We start from the raw sequence: 15,546 nt of genomic DNA, 5'->3' as shown, positions 1-15,546 counted from the left end.
GCCCGCGGGGCCCCCCACCCGGGCCCCGGGCGGGCGGGCCACCCGGCATCGCCCGTGGCTGGGCCGGAACCCGATCGGGCTCCTGCTCAGCGCCCCCTACCTCGTCTTCGTGATCGCCGTCTTCGCGTACCCGCTCGTCTTCGCGGTCTACATGGCCTTCCACGACTACTTCTTCGCCGCCCCCGGCGCCCAGGTCGACCGCCCGTTCGTGGGCCTCGACAACTTCCAGGAGGTGCTCTCCGACCCGGCCGTGATCCGCTCCTTCGGGAACGTCGGCATCTTCCTGCTGATCAACGTGCCGCTCACCGTCGTGCTCTCGCTCGTCCTCGCAACGGCACTCAACAAGGCCGTGCGCGGCCGCACCTTCCTGCGGGTCGCCTACTACGTGCCCTACGTCACCGCGAGCGTCGCGGTCGTCGGCGTGTGGCTCTTCCTCTTCAGCGGCGGCGGCCTCGTCAACCAGATCCTCGGCCCGCTCGCCCCCGACCCGTCCTGGCTGATCAGCCCGACCTGGGCGATGCCCACGATCGCCCTGTTCGTGACCTGGAAGCAGCTCGGCTTCTACATCCTGCTGTACCTCGCCGCGCTGCAGAGCGTGTCCACCGAGCTCTACGAGGCCGCCTCGACAGACGGCGCCGGTGCGATCCGCAAGTTCTTCTCGGTCACGATCCCCGGCGTGCGCCCGGCGACGGTGCTCGTGCTGCTGCTCTCCACCGTGACGGGAGCGAACCTCTTCACCGAGCCGTACCTCCTCACCGGCGGCGGCGGCCCGAACGGGGCGTCGACCTCACCCGTGCTGCTGATGTACCAGAAGGGCATCGAGCAGGGCAACCCCGACACCGCGTCCGCGATCGGCATCATCCTGGTGATCGGCGTGCTCATCCTCGCCTTCATCCAGCGCAAGGTCGCCGGAGGTGACGAATCATGAGCGAGCGCACACCAGGCACGAGCACAGGTACGATCAGCACGCGCGCACCAGGAAGGCGCACGACCAGCGGCATGAGCCGCGGACAGAACATCCTCCGCGGCGTCGTGCTCACCGTCGGAGCCGTGGCGTTCCTGTTCCCGTTCTACTACATGATCGTCGGCTCCCTCCAGAAGTCGCCGGACACCTCCATCGCGGGAGCATTCCCGAACCCCGCCAATCTGACCCTCGAGAACTACGCGGACATCAACAGCCGGGTCAACCTGATGCAGACCCTGCTCAACTCCGGCATCTTCACCGGCGGCGTGATCCTCGGCACCCTGGTCTTCGGGGTGCTCGTCGGCTACGCGCTCGCCCAGCTGCAGTGGCGCGGCCGCGGGATCACCTTCGCGCTCGTGTTGCTCGTGCAGGTCGTTCCGTTCCAGCTCCTGATGATCCCGCTCTACGTGATGATCGCGCGGGACTACGGCCTCGCCGACAACTACCTCGGGATGATCCTGCCGTTCGCGATCAACTCGACGGCGGTGATCATCTTCCGGCAGTACTTCCTGCAGGTCCCCCGCGAGCTCTTCGACGCGGCCAGGATCGATGGGGCAGGCGAGGTCGTGCTCCTCTGGCGGATCGCCCTCCCGCTCGTGCGCCCGGCCCTGCTCACCGTCGTGCTGCTGACCTTCATCGGCCCGTGGAACGAATTCCTCTGGCCGTTCCTGGTCACCAAGCAGGCCTCGATGCAGCCGCTCGCGGTAGCCCTCGCCAACTACATCAGCACCGTCGCGGCCTCCGCGGCGAATCCCTTCGGAGCGGTCCTCGCCGGCGCCTGCGTGCTCGCCGGCCCGGCCGTCATCCTCTTCATCCTCTTCCAACGACACTTCGTCTCGACCGACATCGGTTCAGGCGTGAAAGGCTAGTCATGCGCGATTCCACTGCAGCATCCCCCATCCGTTCGTCCGCCCCCTCCCCGGGGAACATTCCGCACGCCGCCGCCCCGCAGCGGATGCCCGGCGCGGCATTCCCGTATCGCCTCACCCGGATGGGCGTCGTCATGACGCCGGAACCGGGCAATGCGCAAGAGGCGGAGGGCGTGCTCAACCCCGGCTCCGGGCACACGCCAGACGGCACCCTGTACCTGCTGCCGCGCCTCGTCGCGACCGGCAACGTCTCCCGGGTCGGACTCGCCCGCGTCGTCATCACCGACGGAGTGCCGACGGGCGTCGAGCGCGAGGGAGTCGTACTCGAACCCGACCAGGGCTGGGAACGCGGCGCCCACAATGCCGGCGTCGAAGACCCGCGCGTCACCTTCGTCCCGCGGCTCGGCCTGCACGTGATGACCTACGTCGCCTACGGGCCGCTCGGCCCGCGCACGGCCCTCGCGGTCTCCTCCGACCTCCGCAGCTGGCGCAGGCTCGGCCCGGTGCTCTTCGCCTTCGACGAAGCCCTGGACATGGACCTCAACCTCTTCCACAACAAGGACACCGTCTTCTTCCCCGAGCCCGTCACCGGCCCGAATGGTGTGGAGTCCTTCGCGGTGCTGCACCGCCCGATGTGGGACCTCGGCGAGGTCAAGCCGGGTGAAGGCATCCGCGTGCCCGCCGGGGTCACCGACACCAGGCAGAGCATCTGGATCAGCTACGTGCCGGTCGAGGACGTGCTCGCCGACGTGACGAAGCTCGCGTTCTGGAGCGGCCACCGCTTCCTCGCCGGGCCCGAGTTCGCCTTCGAGGAACTCAAGATCGGCGGCGGCCCCGCTCCGTTGCGGGTACCGGAGGGCTGGCTGCTGCTGCACCACGGCGTCACGGGCGTGATCGACGGCGCGTTCTCGCAGCAGCAGAAGGTGAACTACGCGGCGGGGGCGATGATCCTCGACGCGGACGACCCGACCATCATCCTGCAACGCACGAGCGAACCGCTCCTGAAGGCCGAAACGCCGGACGAGCTCAGCGGCATCGTGCCCAACGTGGTCTTCCCGACCGCGATCGAGGAGATCGACGGCCAGAAGTACGTCTTCTACGGGATGGCCGACTCGAAGATCGGCGTCGCCCGCCTGGACCGCACCACCCTGGACCCGACTGACGGATAGTTCCGGAACCCCTCGTTCGGAACATCCGCCCAGTTGCGGAAAGAGCACCTTCGTCGACTCGGCGAAGGTGCTCTTTCCGTGATTCACGGGTGGATGCCGCGAACCGGGCCCCGAGAGACCCGCCCGGCCCGTCAGGTCGCAAGCTCGTCCAGGAGCCCGACGATGGCGACCAGGGCCGCAGCCTCATCGCTTCCGTCGGCGAGGATCTCGATCTCCGCACCCCGCTCGACGCCGAGTGCCAGGATCGCGACGATGCTGCCGAGGCTCGCGGTCCGGGCGCCGTGCTTCAGGAAGAGGCTGCTCTCGAATCGGCCGGCCTCCCGGTGCAACCCGTGCGCGATCGCCGCGTGGATCCCCTGCGGGTTGCGCACCGTCGCGCTCACTGACCTCATGACCGATCGTCCTAGTCTTCGATGGTGATGACGCTGCCGACGCTCAGCTTCGGCGGCGTGGCCGTCTCCACATAGACGGACCCGTGCATTTTCGCGTTCGTCGCCCCGTTGAAGACGACCGTGATGTGGCCGAGCCCGTCGAGGTTCTGCCGGGCGACCTCCCCGACGGCGGTGATCGTGTATGACTCGTCGTCGAGGCGGAGCGACTGACCGGCGACGATGGCGCCCGTCGACGCCGTGACGTCGACGATGTAGCAATAGTCCTTGAGCGCGTCCGGTGCGCCCTGCCCGAACAGGATGAACATTCCCTCGTCAAGGAAGGAGTCGACGGCGTCACCGATTTCCCCGACGACGGTGTGATAGATGACTGGCATGACGACTTCTTTCGGTTGTGCGAACGGATGCTGTTTCGTGAGCCGGCGGGGCCCCGCAGGTGCGGGACCCCGCTGCGATGATTCTTAGACGTAGAGCCCGATGCTGGCCAGCCAGGCCAGGGCGACCCGGGGTGCTCCGGTGAAGAAGCGGGAGTACAGCACGGACGGGACGCCGACTTCCACGGTTTCGGGTTCCGCTTCGGCCAGTCCGAGGCCGACCGGGATGAAGTCGCAGGCGTTCTGGGTGTTGATGGCGAAGAGCGCGGGGAGGGCGAGGCTCGGGGAAATGTTGCCCTTGCCGATCTCGACGCCGATCAGGGTGCCGATGACCTGCCCGATGACGCCGCCGGGGCCGAGCAACGGCGACAGGAACGGCAGCGAGCAGATGAAGCCGAGCAGGATCAGGCCCAGGCCGCTGCCGGCGAGGGGGGCGAGGAAACCGGAGAACCAGTTTCCGAACCCAGAGCCCTGGATGATCCCGATCAGCATCGCGACGAAGGCCATGAAGGGAATGATCGTGTTGATCATGGTCTGCACGGAGTCACGCGCGGCCTGGTAGAAGGTGTTGACCACCTTGCCTGCGCCGAGGCCGATCTTCTGCACGAACGACTGATTCGGTCGCTGGGCGAGGGTCTCCGAGATCTTCTTGTCCGTCGAGTAGGTGTAGGTGCGCGCCGCGGGCTCAGCGCCGACCTCCGGGGCGGCTTCGTTCGTCGCCGAGAGGCTTCGCACCTGCGCCGGGCCGACCGCGGAGACGTAGATGTCTTCCTTGATGTACTGCATCAGGGGGCCTGAGCGGCCGGTCGGCATGATGTTGATCGTCGGAATGTGCTTCTTCGGATAGATCCCGCAGCGCAGCGTCCCACCGCAGTCGATGACGACCGCGAAGGTCTCGTCGTCCGGCACCGAGGTCTTGAAACCGTTGACGGGGATGGCCCCGGTCAGTTCCACGATCTTGTCGACAACGTCGGGCTTCGCCCCGCCGCCGGTGATGTATACGAGCTTGTTCTTGGTTTCGGTGGGGGTGACCGTGAGCGGGCCGCCGAACCCGCCGCTGCCCTTGGTAATCACGACTCCGTGATATTCGACCATGATCGTTCTTCCTAACCCATCGCCATGACGGAACTATCTTGCGTGCGGACTGTCTTGCTGAGGATGACGCCCTGCTGCTTCATCACGATCGCCGTGGTGAGGTCGGTGACCCAGCCGCAGAGGAAGTTGAGCACGAGGCCGACCAGGAGATAACGGATCGCGAGCGGTCCGGCATCGAGGCCGAGCTTCTGCACACCGGCGGCGACGCCGAGCCAGATGAACAGTTCACCCGGGTTGATGTGCGGGAAAATGCCGTTGCTGGTGTGGCAGAAGAATGCTGCACTCGCGAAATAGCTGGGCTTGTAGCGCTCCGGCATGAAACGCCCGAGCGAGTGCACCATCGGGTTGGCCAGGAGGAACGACCCGACGAAGGGAAGCACCATGTACCGCATCAGCGGGTTGCCGCCGGCCTTGCTCGCGAACCGGTTGACCCGGTCCTCTCCGATCAGCCGGATCAGTGAGTTCATTGCGACGAGCAGCAGTAGCACCACCGGAACGATCGTCTGCATCCAGCTGATGAACGTGGCTGCGCCGGTTTGGAACAGCCCGATGAAAAGCTGTGCGCCTTGCACGAGGAATCCAAGAATATCCACAGCTCACTCCTTTCTTTTCGTGAAGAGGGACGAGACCCGGGTCGCCAGTTTGCCCAATGGGCTCTCCGGTTCCGCGACTGTCCCCCCTGCCATGATCGTGATGTAGTTCTCACGTGCGTTGTCGGTCGCCTTGCGGACGCTTTTCGGCTGCTGCCGACAGTCGTTCGCGGAGGTCGTCCGAATGTTCTTGCCCTCGAAGCCGGGAAGGACCCGGAACTTCGAGAAGACGGTGACGCCGGAGATCCTCCGGCTGTCCAGGATGTCGCCGGCGTCGTCGACGCAATGCATCACGATCGCACCGGAGGAGAACGCCCCCTTCTTGATTCCGATCGCGACCTTGCCCTTGCGCCGCAGCTCGCCGTATGCCGAGGTGAAGCTCTTCATCTGCACCCAGGCGAACGCCATCTGCAGTACGTAGGCGGCGGCAAGCGCCACCAGGATCGGCCAGAAATTCATCGCGGCTCTCCGTCCGGTTTGTGACTCAGGGATGGCGTTCTCGCCATGTGGAAGAAGAACTCCTCGTAGCTCGCGAGCTGCGAGATCAGGTCGAGTTCGGCGTGATCGCCGGCGAGGCGGATGACCTCGTCATAGATCCTGACGAGGAGGGTGTCGTCATAGTCGGTCTTGGCCGGCAGGGCCAGCAGGAAGATGACCCGTTCCCCCGGTTCACCGCTCGCGCGGGGAACGACGCCCAGGGCGAAGACGACGCGGTTGCCGAGCGCGTTCCCCAGGTGCGGAAACCCCACGTAATCGTCGAGCAGCATCGTCGATTGCGCCTCGCGGTCGTCGAGGCGGTCCTGGAATCCCGCGTCCACGACGCCCTCGGCGAGGAGCCGGCCGACCATGAACGCGGTGTTCTCCAGATAGCTCTTCTCCGGTGGGAGGCGAAAGAAGCGGGTTCGGTCGAGCAGGGAGACCAGGATGCTGTCGGCACCGGCGGCGAGGGAAACGTCGACGTCCGTGTCGTAGCGGAGCCGGGTGAGCCTGCCGAGGATTTCCCGGTTGTCGAAGAATTCGCTGAGTTCGATGATGGGGGTGCTCGTCACGAGTTCCGACCAGGCCGTGGTCACGACGAGGTCGAAGCCGTCGAGGACCGTGGGCACGGCCGCGTCGAGCGCGAGGATCTGAAACTCGGTCTTGCCGGACATGACCTTCTGGAGCTGGACCTGGATCAGCCGGGCCGAGACGATTCCGGCGGTCGAGACGATGGCGACCCGGTAACGCGGCTCACGGTGGACCTGCTGTTCTTCGAGGAAGACCTGGAAGTAGGAGGCGATGAATCCGAGTTCATCGTCGACGACGCTCAGGCTGGTCTCCTGTTCGATGACCCGCCGGGCGATCCTGGCCATCAGGAACGCGACCGGGTACTCGCGCTCGATGTCGCCGAGGGAGACGTCCTTCACGTACACCTGGTATTTCATCCGGTTCTGCATGAAGGTGATGTGGTGCACGAACTCCTTCAGGAGCGCGTTGGCCGGCACATGGAGGTCCATCTCCGCGTCGATCCGGTCCAGGATCTTCTGGACGAGCAGCTCGTTCTCGGTTCCGGAGGGAAACTGTTCGAGGGCGCGCGAGTCCGTGGGGGTGCGCATGCCGGCGATCGGGAGTGCGAGGAAGATCGATTCGCCGGACGGTATCGACATCTGGATCCTCCGGCCGACGGCGTTGACGACCCTGTCGGCGAGCGTGAACGCCGGCGTGGTCGTGAGGGCCAGGTATCGTCCGGGCAGTGCGGTCAGCCCGTGCTCGGTGAGCACGCGGTCGATCATCACGGTGAACCAGCGCGTGAGCGATTCTGTCGTGGCGCCGTCCAGATGGTAGTCCGCCGCGGCATCCTCGATGATCTCGACGAACTCGTCATCGAGGGGGTAGTCGGCGTAGACGGCTTCGAACATGTTCTCGAGCACGAAGAGCCTCACCTGCAGTTCGTCGCCGACGAGCTCGATCCCGACGTTGGGGATCCCGGTGATCCGCAGCGCGTACGGGGCCAGGTGTGCCTTGAGCCTGCCGAGGTCTCCGATGACCGTGCTCCTGCCGACGCTCATCTCCTCGACGAGGTCGTCGATAAGGAGGGGGCCCGACTGCTGGACGAGCCGGCGGAAGATATAGCCGTGCCGGTTGGACGGCAGGTTGAACGAATCGATCCGCTCGAAAAGCTCCTCGCGGATGCGGGAGAACCCGTCGCTGTCGATGATGAAGAGGCGATACCGGCCGGTGTCCAGTTCGATCGTCGCCGCTCCGGCGAGCGAGCGGTTGAGGTCGCGGATGTCGTTCATGATCGTCTTCGGGCCGACGCCGAAACGGCGGGCGAGAGAATCGTTCGATGCCGAGAGGCGGGTTTCCAGGTACCGGATGATGTGCGCCGGCCTGCTGAGTGTGCGACGGTTGTCCACGTTGACCTTCCGTCCAGGGGGAATTCAGCCCCTGGACTTTCCTCCGCTGATGTTGACGGTGGTGCCGGTGATGTAGGAGGCCCGGTCAGAGACCAGGTAGACAACGAGATTGGCGATATCGCTGAGTTTCCCGGGTCGTCCCAGCGGGATGACCTTCGAGTAGTCGGTCGTGAGTTGTTCGGGTTTGACGCCGCGCGTATAGGCGAGTGCCTCGTTATAGGCCGGCGACGTCAGCCCGGTCGGTTCGTTGATGCCGGGGGCGACGCCCACGACCCGGATGTTCTGCGCACCCAGTTCTTTCGCCCACGACCTGGTGAAGCCGTTGAGTGCGCTCTTGGTGGCCGAGTAGCAGCTCTGGCCGGTCGATCCCTCCATCCCTGCTTCGGAGGTGATGTTCACGATCGTACCTCCGCCGTTCCTCAGCAGGGCCTTGGTCGCTGCCTGGGTCGCGAGGTAGGCGCCTTTGACGTTGACGCCGAACATCAGGTCGAAGTCGTGTTCGTTGAGCTCGTACTCCGGGCGTTCCTGCTTGCCGTCGACGAGCATCCGTGGCATGTTGATGCCCGCGTTGTTGACGAGCGCGTCGAGGTGGCCGTATTCCGCGACGACCGTTGCGACCATGTCGCTGACGCTCGCTGCGTTCGTCACGTCGCACGCGACGTTGAGGATGCCGGTCGCGGGGTCGATTCCGGTTGTGACACTGAGGTCGCTCACGGCGACCTTCGCGCCCACCCGGACGAGTTCCGCGCTGATGTCCCTGCCGATGCCGGAGGCGCCGCCCGTGACGATGACGACTCTTCCTTCGAGTCCGAGCCAGGTGTTCGGCATGTATGTCTCCCTTGATCGCGTATCTGCTGTGCTGCGTTCTTGGGTTGAACACTATGGGCGGCCTCGCCACAAATTAATACGGCCTTTTTCCGGCAAGAGGAAAGCCGCCGCCCGCGGGTCATCGGGGCGTCACGATGCGTTCCGGTGCACGGCGCTTGAGTTACGGAAAGAGCACCTTCGTCGACTCGACGAAGGTGCTCTTTCCCTAACTCAGGCGCGGATGCCGTGGCTACACGGGCGGCAGTGGCGGGTGCGGGAAGGGTGACGCGGTCGGGGTCGGCGTGGGCGTCGGTGTTGCTGTCGGCGTCGGCGTCGCTCCAGCGGGGGGTCGCAACAGGCCGAGGGCCGCCTTGAGGTGTGCTTCTGCCGCCTCGGCGTCCTCGTCGGTGAGGCTCCCGTTTCGACTTGCGGAGAGGTTCGCCTCGATGACCGCGCGAAGGACCTCGTCGCGTTGGATCTTGACGCCGCGCGGGGCGTCGACGCCGATGCGGATGCTGTCGCCGCGCACATCGAGGACGGTGATGACGATGTCATCGCCGATGAGGATTTTCTCCCCCGGCTTGCGCGTGAGAACCAGCATCATGCCAGCCTAGCGCGGGCATCGGGCGCGTCAGGGAGGCGGGCTGCGGGACGTCCGAGCGTCGCGGAGACCGCGGGCACCCCGTCGACCCAGCCGATCGGAATGCCCAGTTCATCGACGGTTTCCGGAGATGATGTCGTCGTGGATCCGACGACGGCGACCGCGTCGATCGCGAGCACGGCGGCGACCAGTCCGACCCAGGAGACCGTGTCAGAGGGCTTGCGGCCGGCATCCACCACGACCCAGGTCTGGTCGGCGCCGACCATCAGCAGGTCGCCGCCGAGGTATTCGCGGTCCCCCGGGGTCTCTCCGATACCGAAGGCGAGGAAGCAGGTGCGCCCGCGGGCGACTCCCCCGGCGCGCGCAGCGAGGGCGGAGCGCCGGTCATCGACCCGACGAGCGCCCTCGGACACCACGGAGCCGGCCACGAGTACCTCGGCGGCCCCGTCCATCGCGGCCATCATCCCGGCGATGCGAAGGGTCTCCGCCGGTGAGCCGACGAGGACGATGAGGTCGCCGGGGCGCGTCAACGCCCGCGGCACTGCGCCCTGTCCCGCGTGTCGCGGCACCGGATGCCCGGCACGGGCCGACAGGGCCGCCGGCCGCCGGTACGTCCCCGCGTCCCACGGCGCACCGGCCTCGGTCACGAAGCCGGACGGCCCCGGTTCGCCGACGGGCCCGGGCAAGCCTTCGGAAGTTCGCTCGGGAACCGGCTCGGACACGGCGAACGTGAGTTCGTCCATCAGCTGGGCGAAGCCCGCGGAGCCGGTCGAGAGCAGCGGGGTCTGGATGGAGGCTCGGGGGCTCCCGAGGGCTCCCGGATCATCGGCCCCGTCGGCGTCCTCGAGAAGGGCGAGTATCCCGAGCCGCGCCGCGCGTCCGGGCAGCGCGGTCCCGGTCCCGTCACCGTCGCCTTGTTCGTCGCGCTCGAGTGGCACCATCCGCACCGGCTGGGCGTGCGCGGCCCGGCGGCGGCGCTCGGGCACCTCGACCGTGACCTCGTAGTGGCGGCGGGCGAAGAAGCCGCGGATGCCGCCGACCGTGACCCGTTCGGCGGAGACGATGCGGGCATCCGCCCCGTGTTCGGCGAGGATGCGTGCCTTGAGTTCAGGAAGCGTCGGACCGTCAAGCTGAAATCGTTTCGGTTCCACGGACCACCCCCACGGTCTCGATGGCGACGTTCGCGGAGGTGACCTCGAGGTAGGACAGCACCGGGAGCCCGCCGGTCTGCGCGGAGACGAGCCGGTGGATCGCCGGGCGGAGGGCAGGGGCGCAGACGAGCACGGCGGTCAGCCCGCTCGCCTCCACGGTTGCGAGCGAGGCCTTCAGCGAGCCCAGGATCGCGTCGATCCTTGCGGGTTCGAGCATGATCTGGGTGCCCTGCTCCGAGGCGCGCATGCCTTCGAGCAGGGACTGCTCGAGGCCGGGCTCGATCATGATCACGCGGAGCAGTCCGTCGTCGAGGTACTGGGCGGCCAACGCCGGGCCGAGGCCCTGCCTGGCGGCCTCGATCAGTCCCTCCGGGTCGGTCGATGCCTTCGCCCGGAGCGAGAGCGCTTCGTAGATCCGGGAGAGGTCGTTGATCGGAATCTGCTCCATCAGGAGGCCCTGAAGCACCCGCTGCACCTCGGCGAGGGACAGCATGCCGGGGATCAGGTCGTCGACGGCGGCCGGGTTGACCTGCTTGACGCCGTCGGTCAGCACGCGCACGTCCTCCCGGGTGAGCAGCCGCGCCGCATTCCCGGTGACGATCGAGGAGAGGTGGGTCACGAGCACGGAGACCCGGTCGATGACGGTCGCCCCGGCCATCTCCGCACTGTGCCGCATCTCGCTCGGCACCCATTTGCCGGCGAGGCCGAAGACCGGCTCGACGGTCGCGGTGCCCGGCAGGCCTTCGAGGTTGTCACCGAGGGCGAGCACCTTGCCGGACGGCGCGAGCCCGCGGCCGGCCTCGACACCCGCGATGCGGATGACGTAGGTCGCAGAGGGCAATTCGACGCTGTCGCGGGTGCGGACCGGAGGAACGACGACTCCGAGGTCGATCGCGATCTTGCGGCGGAGGGCGCGCACCCGGGCGAGCAGGTCGTCCTGGGCTCCGGAGACGAGGTCGACGAGGTCAGAGGCGAGCAGGATCTCGAGGGCGTGCACCCGCATCGACTCGATCAGGTCCTCCGGCGTGTCCGAGCGCACGGGGGCCCGTTCGGCGAGGGCGGCGGACTCCTGCCTGACCTGCTCCCGTGCCTCGCTCGCCTTGATCCGCTGGGCGACGAGAAGCAGGCTCGCCCCGGCGACCACGAACGGGAGGATCGGCATGCCCGGGATGAGCGCCATCAGCAGAGCCGCGCCGCCGGCGATCATGAGCGCGTTGCGGGACTGGGTGAGCTGCGCCGACGCGGTGGCCCCGATGTCGGACTCGGCGTTGGACCGGGTCACGATCATGCCGGTCGAGACGGCCATCAGCAGCGCCGGGATCTGGGTGACGAGCCCGTCACCGATGGTCAGCAGCGAATACGTGCTCATCGCATCCGTGATCGACATACCGCGCTGGATCATGCCGATGCCGATGCCGCCGACGAGGTTGATGATGATGATGATGATTCCGGCGATCGCGTCACCCTTGACGAACTTCGAGGCGCCGTCCATCGCGCCGTAGAAGTCGGCCTCCGCGGAGACCTCCGCCCGGCGTTCCCTGGCCTGGGTGTCGGTGATCAGGCCGGCGTTGAGGTCGGCGTCGATCGCCATCTGCTTGCCGGGCATGGCGTCGAGGGTGAACCGGGCGCCCACCTCGGCGACCCGCTCGGCGCCCTTGGTGACTACGACGAACTGGATCACGACGAGGATCAGGAAGATGACGGCGCCGATGATGATCGACCCGCCGACGGCGACCTGGCCGAACGAGGCGATCACCTGTCCTGCGTAGCCGTCGCCGAGCACCAGGCGGGTGGATGCGACGTTGAGGCCGAGCCGGAACAGGGTCGCCACGAGGAGGAGGGACGGGAACACCGAGAAGTCGAGCGGCTTCTTGACGAACATGGTCGTGAGGAGCACCACGAGGCCGAGCAGGATGTTGACGATGATCAGCATGTCGAGCAGCACGGCGGGGACCGGCACGACGAGGAGCAGGATGATGCCGACCACGCCGATCGGGACGGCGAGCCTGGCGAGGGTGGTCTTCATCGGGAACCTCCGGTGGAGTGAGCGGCGGAGTGGGAGGCAGAGTCGGCGGCGGAGCGGGAGGGGGCGCGCGCGGCCGGGACGGCTCCGGCTCCGGCGAATGCCGTCGGAATGGCGTGGGCGGACGGCGTGAGGGTGTGTACTCCGGCGTCCTCGCCGTAGCCCGTCGTGTCGCCGGAGCCGGAGGCCCCGCCGCGGGTCTTGAGCGCGAGCACGAACGCGAGCACGCGGGCGACGGCGTTGTAGAGCTCGACCGGGATCTCGTCGCCGAGCTTGCAGGCGCTGTGGAGTGCACGGGCGAGCGGGATGTCGCGCACGATCGGCACCCCGTCGCTCGCCGCCTGCTCGCGGATGCGCAGGGCGATGACGCCTGCCCCCGTCGCGACGACCCTCGGAGCGGACTTGCCCGGCTCGTAGCGGAGGGCGACGGCGAAGTGGGTCGGGTTGACGAGCACGACGTCGGCGGTCGACACGGATGCGATCATCCGGTTCCGGCTCATGGCGAGCTGCCGGGAGCGGCGCTGCGACTTGATCCGGGGGTCGCCTTCGGAACTCTTGTTCTCGTCGGTGACCTCTTTCTTGGTCATCCGGGTGCGTTTGCGGTTGCGGCGCATCACCACGAAGACGTCGGCGGCGGCGAGCACAAGGCCGGAGACGACGGCCGCCTGCACGAGCGAGCCTGCGCCTCCCCCTGCCGCGTCAATCAGGGCGGCGACCGGGAGACCGCCCGCGGTCATCAGGATCGGGGCGAGCCCCTGGATCACCAGGGTCAACACGACACCGACCGCCGCGGTCTTCAGCAGTGCCTTGACACCCTGCCAGACCGCCTGGCCGCCGAAGGTGCGGCCGAGCCCGGTGACGAGGTTGAACTGGTCGTACTTGCCCTCGAGTTTCTTGAGGTGCACGCCGCCCTGGGCAGCTGCGCCGATGAGGACGACGGCGAACACGGTCGCGAGCATCGGGGTCAGGGTTCCGGCCAGAGAGGAGAACGCGTCCCCCATGAGTTGTTCGGCGAGTTCGGGGCTCGGATTCGCGACGATCGCGTGCAGCGCGTCGAGCTGGCTGGCGCCGGCCTGGGAACCGAGGCTGATCGTGACCGGCGCGAGGGCGGCGGCGGCGCCGATGCCGATCCACGCGGTGAGGTCCTGCGACTTGGAGAGCTGGCCCTTGGCGCGGACCTCCTTCATCCGCTTGTCGGTGGCCTGCTCGGTCTTTTCGCCGGAGTCCGACATCTACTTCACCCCGAGCATGGTTGTCACGGCGGTGTCGGTGAGGGCGGACACGATGCGAGGGAGCGCGACGAAGGCGCTCGCGCCGAGGGTGAGGGTGATCAGGATCTTGAGCGGGAAGCCGAGGGCGAAGGCGTTGAGCGCGGGCGCGACCCGGGTGAGCAGGCCGAGGCCGGCATCCGCCAGGAAGAGCACGACAATGAGCGGGCCGGCGATCTGCACGGCGGAGAGCAGCAACTGGCCGACGGCGTTCGTCGCGGCCTGGACCGGGGCGGCGAGGTCCATTCCGCCGCCGATCGGGATGGCCGTGAAGCTCCGGGCCAGGCCTCCGATGATGAGCTGGTAGCCGCCGGAGGCGAAGAGGAGTGCGATGGCGGTCATCTGGTAGAGCCGGGTGAACATGGCGCCGTTGACCATCGCCTGCGGGTCGAAGCCCTGGGCGAGCTGGAATCCGCCGAACTGGTCGATCAGGTTGCCCGCCGATTGCACGGCGGAGAACACGATCAGAACGAGAAAGCCGAGCATGCCGCCGACGACGATTTCGAGCAGGAGCGCGAGGATGAAGCCGCCGGTGTCCGGGGACACGTAGCCGGGGGTGACGACGGGCGAAACGGCGAGGGCGAGCCCGAGGGAGAGCATGCCCTTGATCCGGAGCGGGAACGCGTTGTAGGAGAACGGCGGAGCGATCACGAGGAAGGCGATCAGTCGCACCCCGGCGAGCATGACGGCCTCGATCCAGGTGAAGTCGAGGGTGATGTTCATCAGCCGCCGCCGATGAGGGTCGGGATCTTGTCGAAGAGGGCTGTCGTGAACGAGACGATCTCGGAGATCATCCAGTGCCCGCAGATGAGCAGGGCAATGCAGACGGCGATCGCCTTGGGCACGAAGGAGAGCGTCACCTCCTGGATCTGCGTGATCGATTGCAGCAGGGAAATGGCGAAACCGACGACGAGCGCGGTGATCAGGATCGGCGCGGAGAGCTTGCCCGCGACGATGATCGCCTGCATGCCGATGTCGAGAATGGCGTTGGAATCCATCAGCCACCCCGATAACTCGTGATGAGGGTTGTGATGATCAGTCCCCAGCCGTCGACGAGCACGAACAGCAGGATCTTGAACGGGAGCGAGATCATCACCGGCGGCAGCATCATCATGCCCATCGACATCAGTGCCGCGGAGACGACGATGTCGATGACGAGGAACGGGATGAAGATGACGAAGCCGATGATGAACGCCGCCCGCAGCTCGGAGATCATGAACGCCGGGATCAGGGTGAGGAGGGACACCGCGTCGCGGCTCACCGGGTTGGCCTGGTCGGCGGCCCTGGTCATCAGGGCGAGGTCTTCCTCGCGGGTGTGAGCGAGCATGAAGGTGCGCAGCGGCGCCGAGCCGATCGTGACCGCGTCATCGAAGGAGAGCGTGCCGTTCAGGTAGGGCTGCAGGGCGTGGTCGTTGATGTCGGTCAGCACGGGCGCCATGATGAACAGCGACAGGAACAGGGCGAGTCCCGCGAGCACCTGGTTCGGTGGGATCGACGGGAGCGCGAGGGCGTTGCGCGTCATCGCGAGCACCACGAAGATCTTGGTGAAGCTCGTCATCATCAGCAGGAGCGCCGGGGCGACCGACAGCAGGGTGATCCCGATCAGGGTCACGATCGCCGAAGACGGCGACCCGTCCGGGCCGTTGATGTCGACGCTGAGGCCGGTGCCTGTCGCGGGCGTCGGGGTGCTCGGCGCCACCGGGTCCACAGGGGCGACCGGGGCGAGCGTCGCCGCGTGGCCCGCGCTCGTGGCGAGCAGCACGATGGACAGGACGATGATGAGCACGAGTGCCGCGATCACGAGGAGCCTGGTGGAGCGCACCAGGTCCGCACGGCGGAGGGCGTCGGAG

At 67.1% G+C, this 15,546-nt stretch carries 17 protein-coding genes; 3 read left to right on the top strand and 14 right to left on the bottom strand.

Translation table 11 applies throughout. The annotated features are described in order from the left end of the window. The 3 genes from QN350_RS10175 to QN350_RS10165 form a co-directional block, all read left to right on the top strand. On the top strand, window positions 1–928 hold a 928-nt coding region (locus tag QN350_RS10175), incomplete at its 5' end, for a carbohydrate ABC transporter permease (RefSeq protein ID WP_416347730.1). Continuing rightward, window positions 922–1,833 carry a carbohydrate ABC transporter permease gene (locus QN350_RS10170; protein ID WP_416173072.1) on the top strand — a complete coding sequence of 304 codons (912 nt, stop codon included), beginning with the start codon at window positions 922–924 and terminating at the stop codon, window positions 1,831–1,833. The genes QN350_RS10175 and QN350_RS10170, both read left to right, overlap by 7 nt. Window positions 1,834–1,919: 86 nt before the next feature. After that, window positions 1,920–3,002, top strand: coding sequence for a glycosidase (locus QN350_RS10165; RefSeq protein WP_322140411.1), 1,083 nt, complete (start codon window positions 1,920–1,922; stop codon window positions 3,000–3,002). A 131-nt stretch (window positions 3,003–3,133) separates the two neighbouring features. Here the strand turns inward: QN350_RS10165 and QN350_RS10160 are convergent, their stop codons facing one another. The 14 genes from QN350_RS10160 to fliP form a co-directional block, all read right to left on the bottom strand. Continuing rightward, entirely contained in the window at window positions 3,134–3,394 is a 261-nt protein-coding gene (locus QN350_RS10160; RefSeq protein ID WP_322139649.1) for an HPr family phosphocarrier protein, read from the bottom strand. A gap of 11 nt (window positions 3,395–3,405) precedes the next feature. Then, window positions 3,406–3,768 (bottom strand): PTS glucitol/sorbitol transporter subunit IIA, encoded by a 363-nt coding sequence (locus QN350_RS10155; protein ID WP_281534746.1) that lies wholly within the window; start codon window positions 3,766–3,768, stop codon window positions 3,406–3,408. Window positions 3,769–3,852: 84 nt separating this feature from the next. Then, window positions 3,853–4,860, bottom strand: a complete 1,008-nt coding sequence (locus QN350_RS10150; protein WP_322139648.1) for a glucitol/sorbitol-specific PTS transporter subunit IIBC — start codon at window positions 4,858–4,860, stop codon at window positions 3,853–3,855. Window positions 4,861–4,871: 11 nt separating this feature from the next. Beyond that, window positions 4,872–5,453 carry a PTS glucitol/sorbitol transporter subunit IIC gene (locus QN350_RS10145; protein WP_281534743.1) on the bottom strand — a complete coding sequence of 194 codons (582 nt, stop codon included), beginning with the start codon at window positions 5,451–5,453 and terminating at the stop codon, window positions 4,872–4,874. Between the two features lie 3 nt (window positions 5,454–5,456). After that, window positions 5,457–5,909 carry a transcriptional regulator GutM gene (locus QN350_RS10140; RefSeq protein WP_322139647.1) on the bottom strand — a complete coding sequence of 151 codons (453 nt, stop codon included), beginning with the start codon at window positions 5,907–5,909 and terminating at the stop codon, window positions 5,457–5,459. After that, on the bottom strand, window positions 5,906–7,846 hold the full coding sequence (locus QN350_RS10135; RefSeq protein ID WP_323516336.1) for a BglG family transcription antiterminator: 1,941 nt from the start codon (window positions 7,844–7,846) through the stop codon (window positions 5,906–5,908). Before QN350_RS10135 ends, QN350_RS10140 begins: the two co-directional genes overlap by 4 nt. A 24-nt stretch (window positions 7,847–7,870) precedes the next feature. After that, the gene (locus tag QN350_RS10130; protein WP_322139645.1) at window positions 7,871–8,674 is read right to left on the bottom strand and encodes a sorbitol-6-phosphate dehydrogenase subunit; all 804 of its coding nucleotides are present in this window, start codon (window positions 8,672–8,674) and stop codon (window positions 7,871–7,873) included. A 229-nt stretch (window positions 8,675–8,903) separates the two neighbouring features. Next, entirely contained in the window at window positions 8,904–9,254 is a 351-nt protein-coding gene (csrA, locus tag QN350_RS10125) for a carbon storage regulator CsrA (RefSeq protein ID WP_323516333.1), read from the bottom strand. Continuing rightward, window positions 9,254–10,405: a hypothetical protein gene (locus QN350_RS10120; protein WP_323502897.1), complete on the bottom strand. Its 1,152-nt coding sequence runs from the start codon at window positions 10,403–10,405 to the stop codon at window positions 9,254–9,256. The genes csrA and QN350_RS10120 overlap by 1 nt, the downstream gene beginning before the upstream one ends. Further along, window positions 10,380–12,431 carry a flagellar biosynthesis protein FlhA gene (locus tag QN350_RS10115; RefSeq protein ID WP_322139642.1) on the bottom strand — a complete coding sequence of 684 codons (2,052 nt, stop codon included), beginning with the start codon at window positions 12,429–12,431 and terminating at the stop codon, window positions 10,380–10,382. The genes QN350_RS10120 and QN350_RS10115 overlap by 26 nt, the downstream gene beginning before the upstream one ends. Then, entirely contained in the window at window positions 12,428–13,660 is a 1,233-nt protein-coding gene (locus QN350_RS10110; RefSeq protein WP_322139641.1) for an EscU/YscU/HrcU family type III secretion system export apparatus switch protein, read from the bottom strand. The genes QN350_RS10115 and QN350_RS10110 overlap by 4 nt, the downstream gene beginning before the upstream one ends. Further along, the gene (locus QN350_RS10105) at window positions 13,661–14,419 is read right to left on the bottom strand and encodes a flagellar biosynthetic protein FliR (protein WP_281534736.1); all 759 of its coding nucleotides are present in this window, start codon (window positions 14,417–14,419) and stop codon (window positions 13,661–13,663) included. Beyond that, window positions 14,419–14,694, bottom strand: a complete 276-nt coding sequence (fliQ, locus tag QN350_RS10100; protein ID WP_281534735.1) for a flagellar biosynthesis protein FliQ — start codon at window positions 14,692–14,694, stop codon at window positions 14,419–14,421. Before fliQ ends, QN350_RS10105 begins: the two co-directional genes overlap by 1 nt. Further along, window positions 14,694–15,521 (bottom strand): flagellar type III secretion system pore protein FliP, encoded by an 828-nt coding sequence (gene fliP, locus QN350_RS10095; RefSeq protein WP_416173071.1) that lies wholly within the window; start codon window positions 15,519–15,521, stop codon window positions 14,694–14,696. Before fliP ends, fliQ begins: the two co-directional genes overlap by 1 nt. Window positions 15,522–15,546: the final 25 nt, after the last annotated feature.

It is taken from the genome of Cryobacterium sp. 10I5 (genome assembly GCF_035019865.1).
GTDB classification, from domain to species: domain Bacteria; phylum Actinomycetota; class Actinomycetes; order Actinomycetales; family Microbacteriaceae; genus Cryobacterium; species Cryobacterium breve_A.
This window is presented reverse-complemented; position numbering and strand designations above follow the sequence as displayed.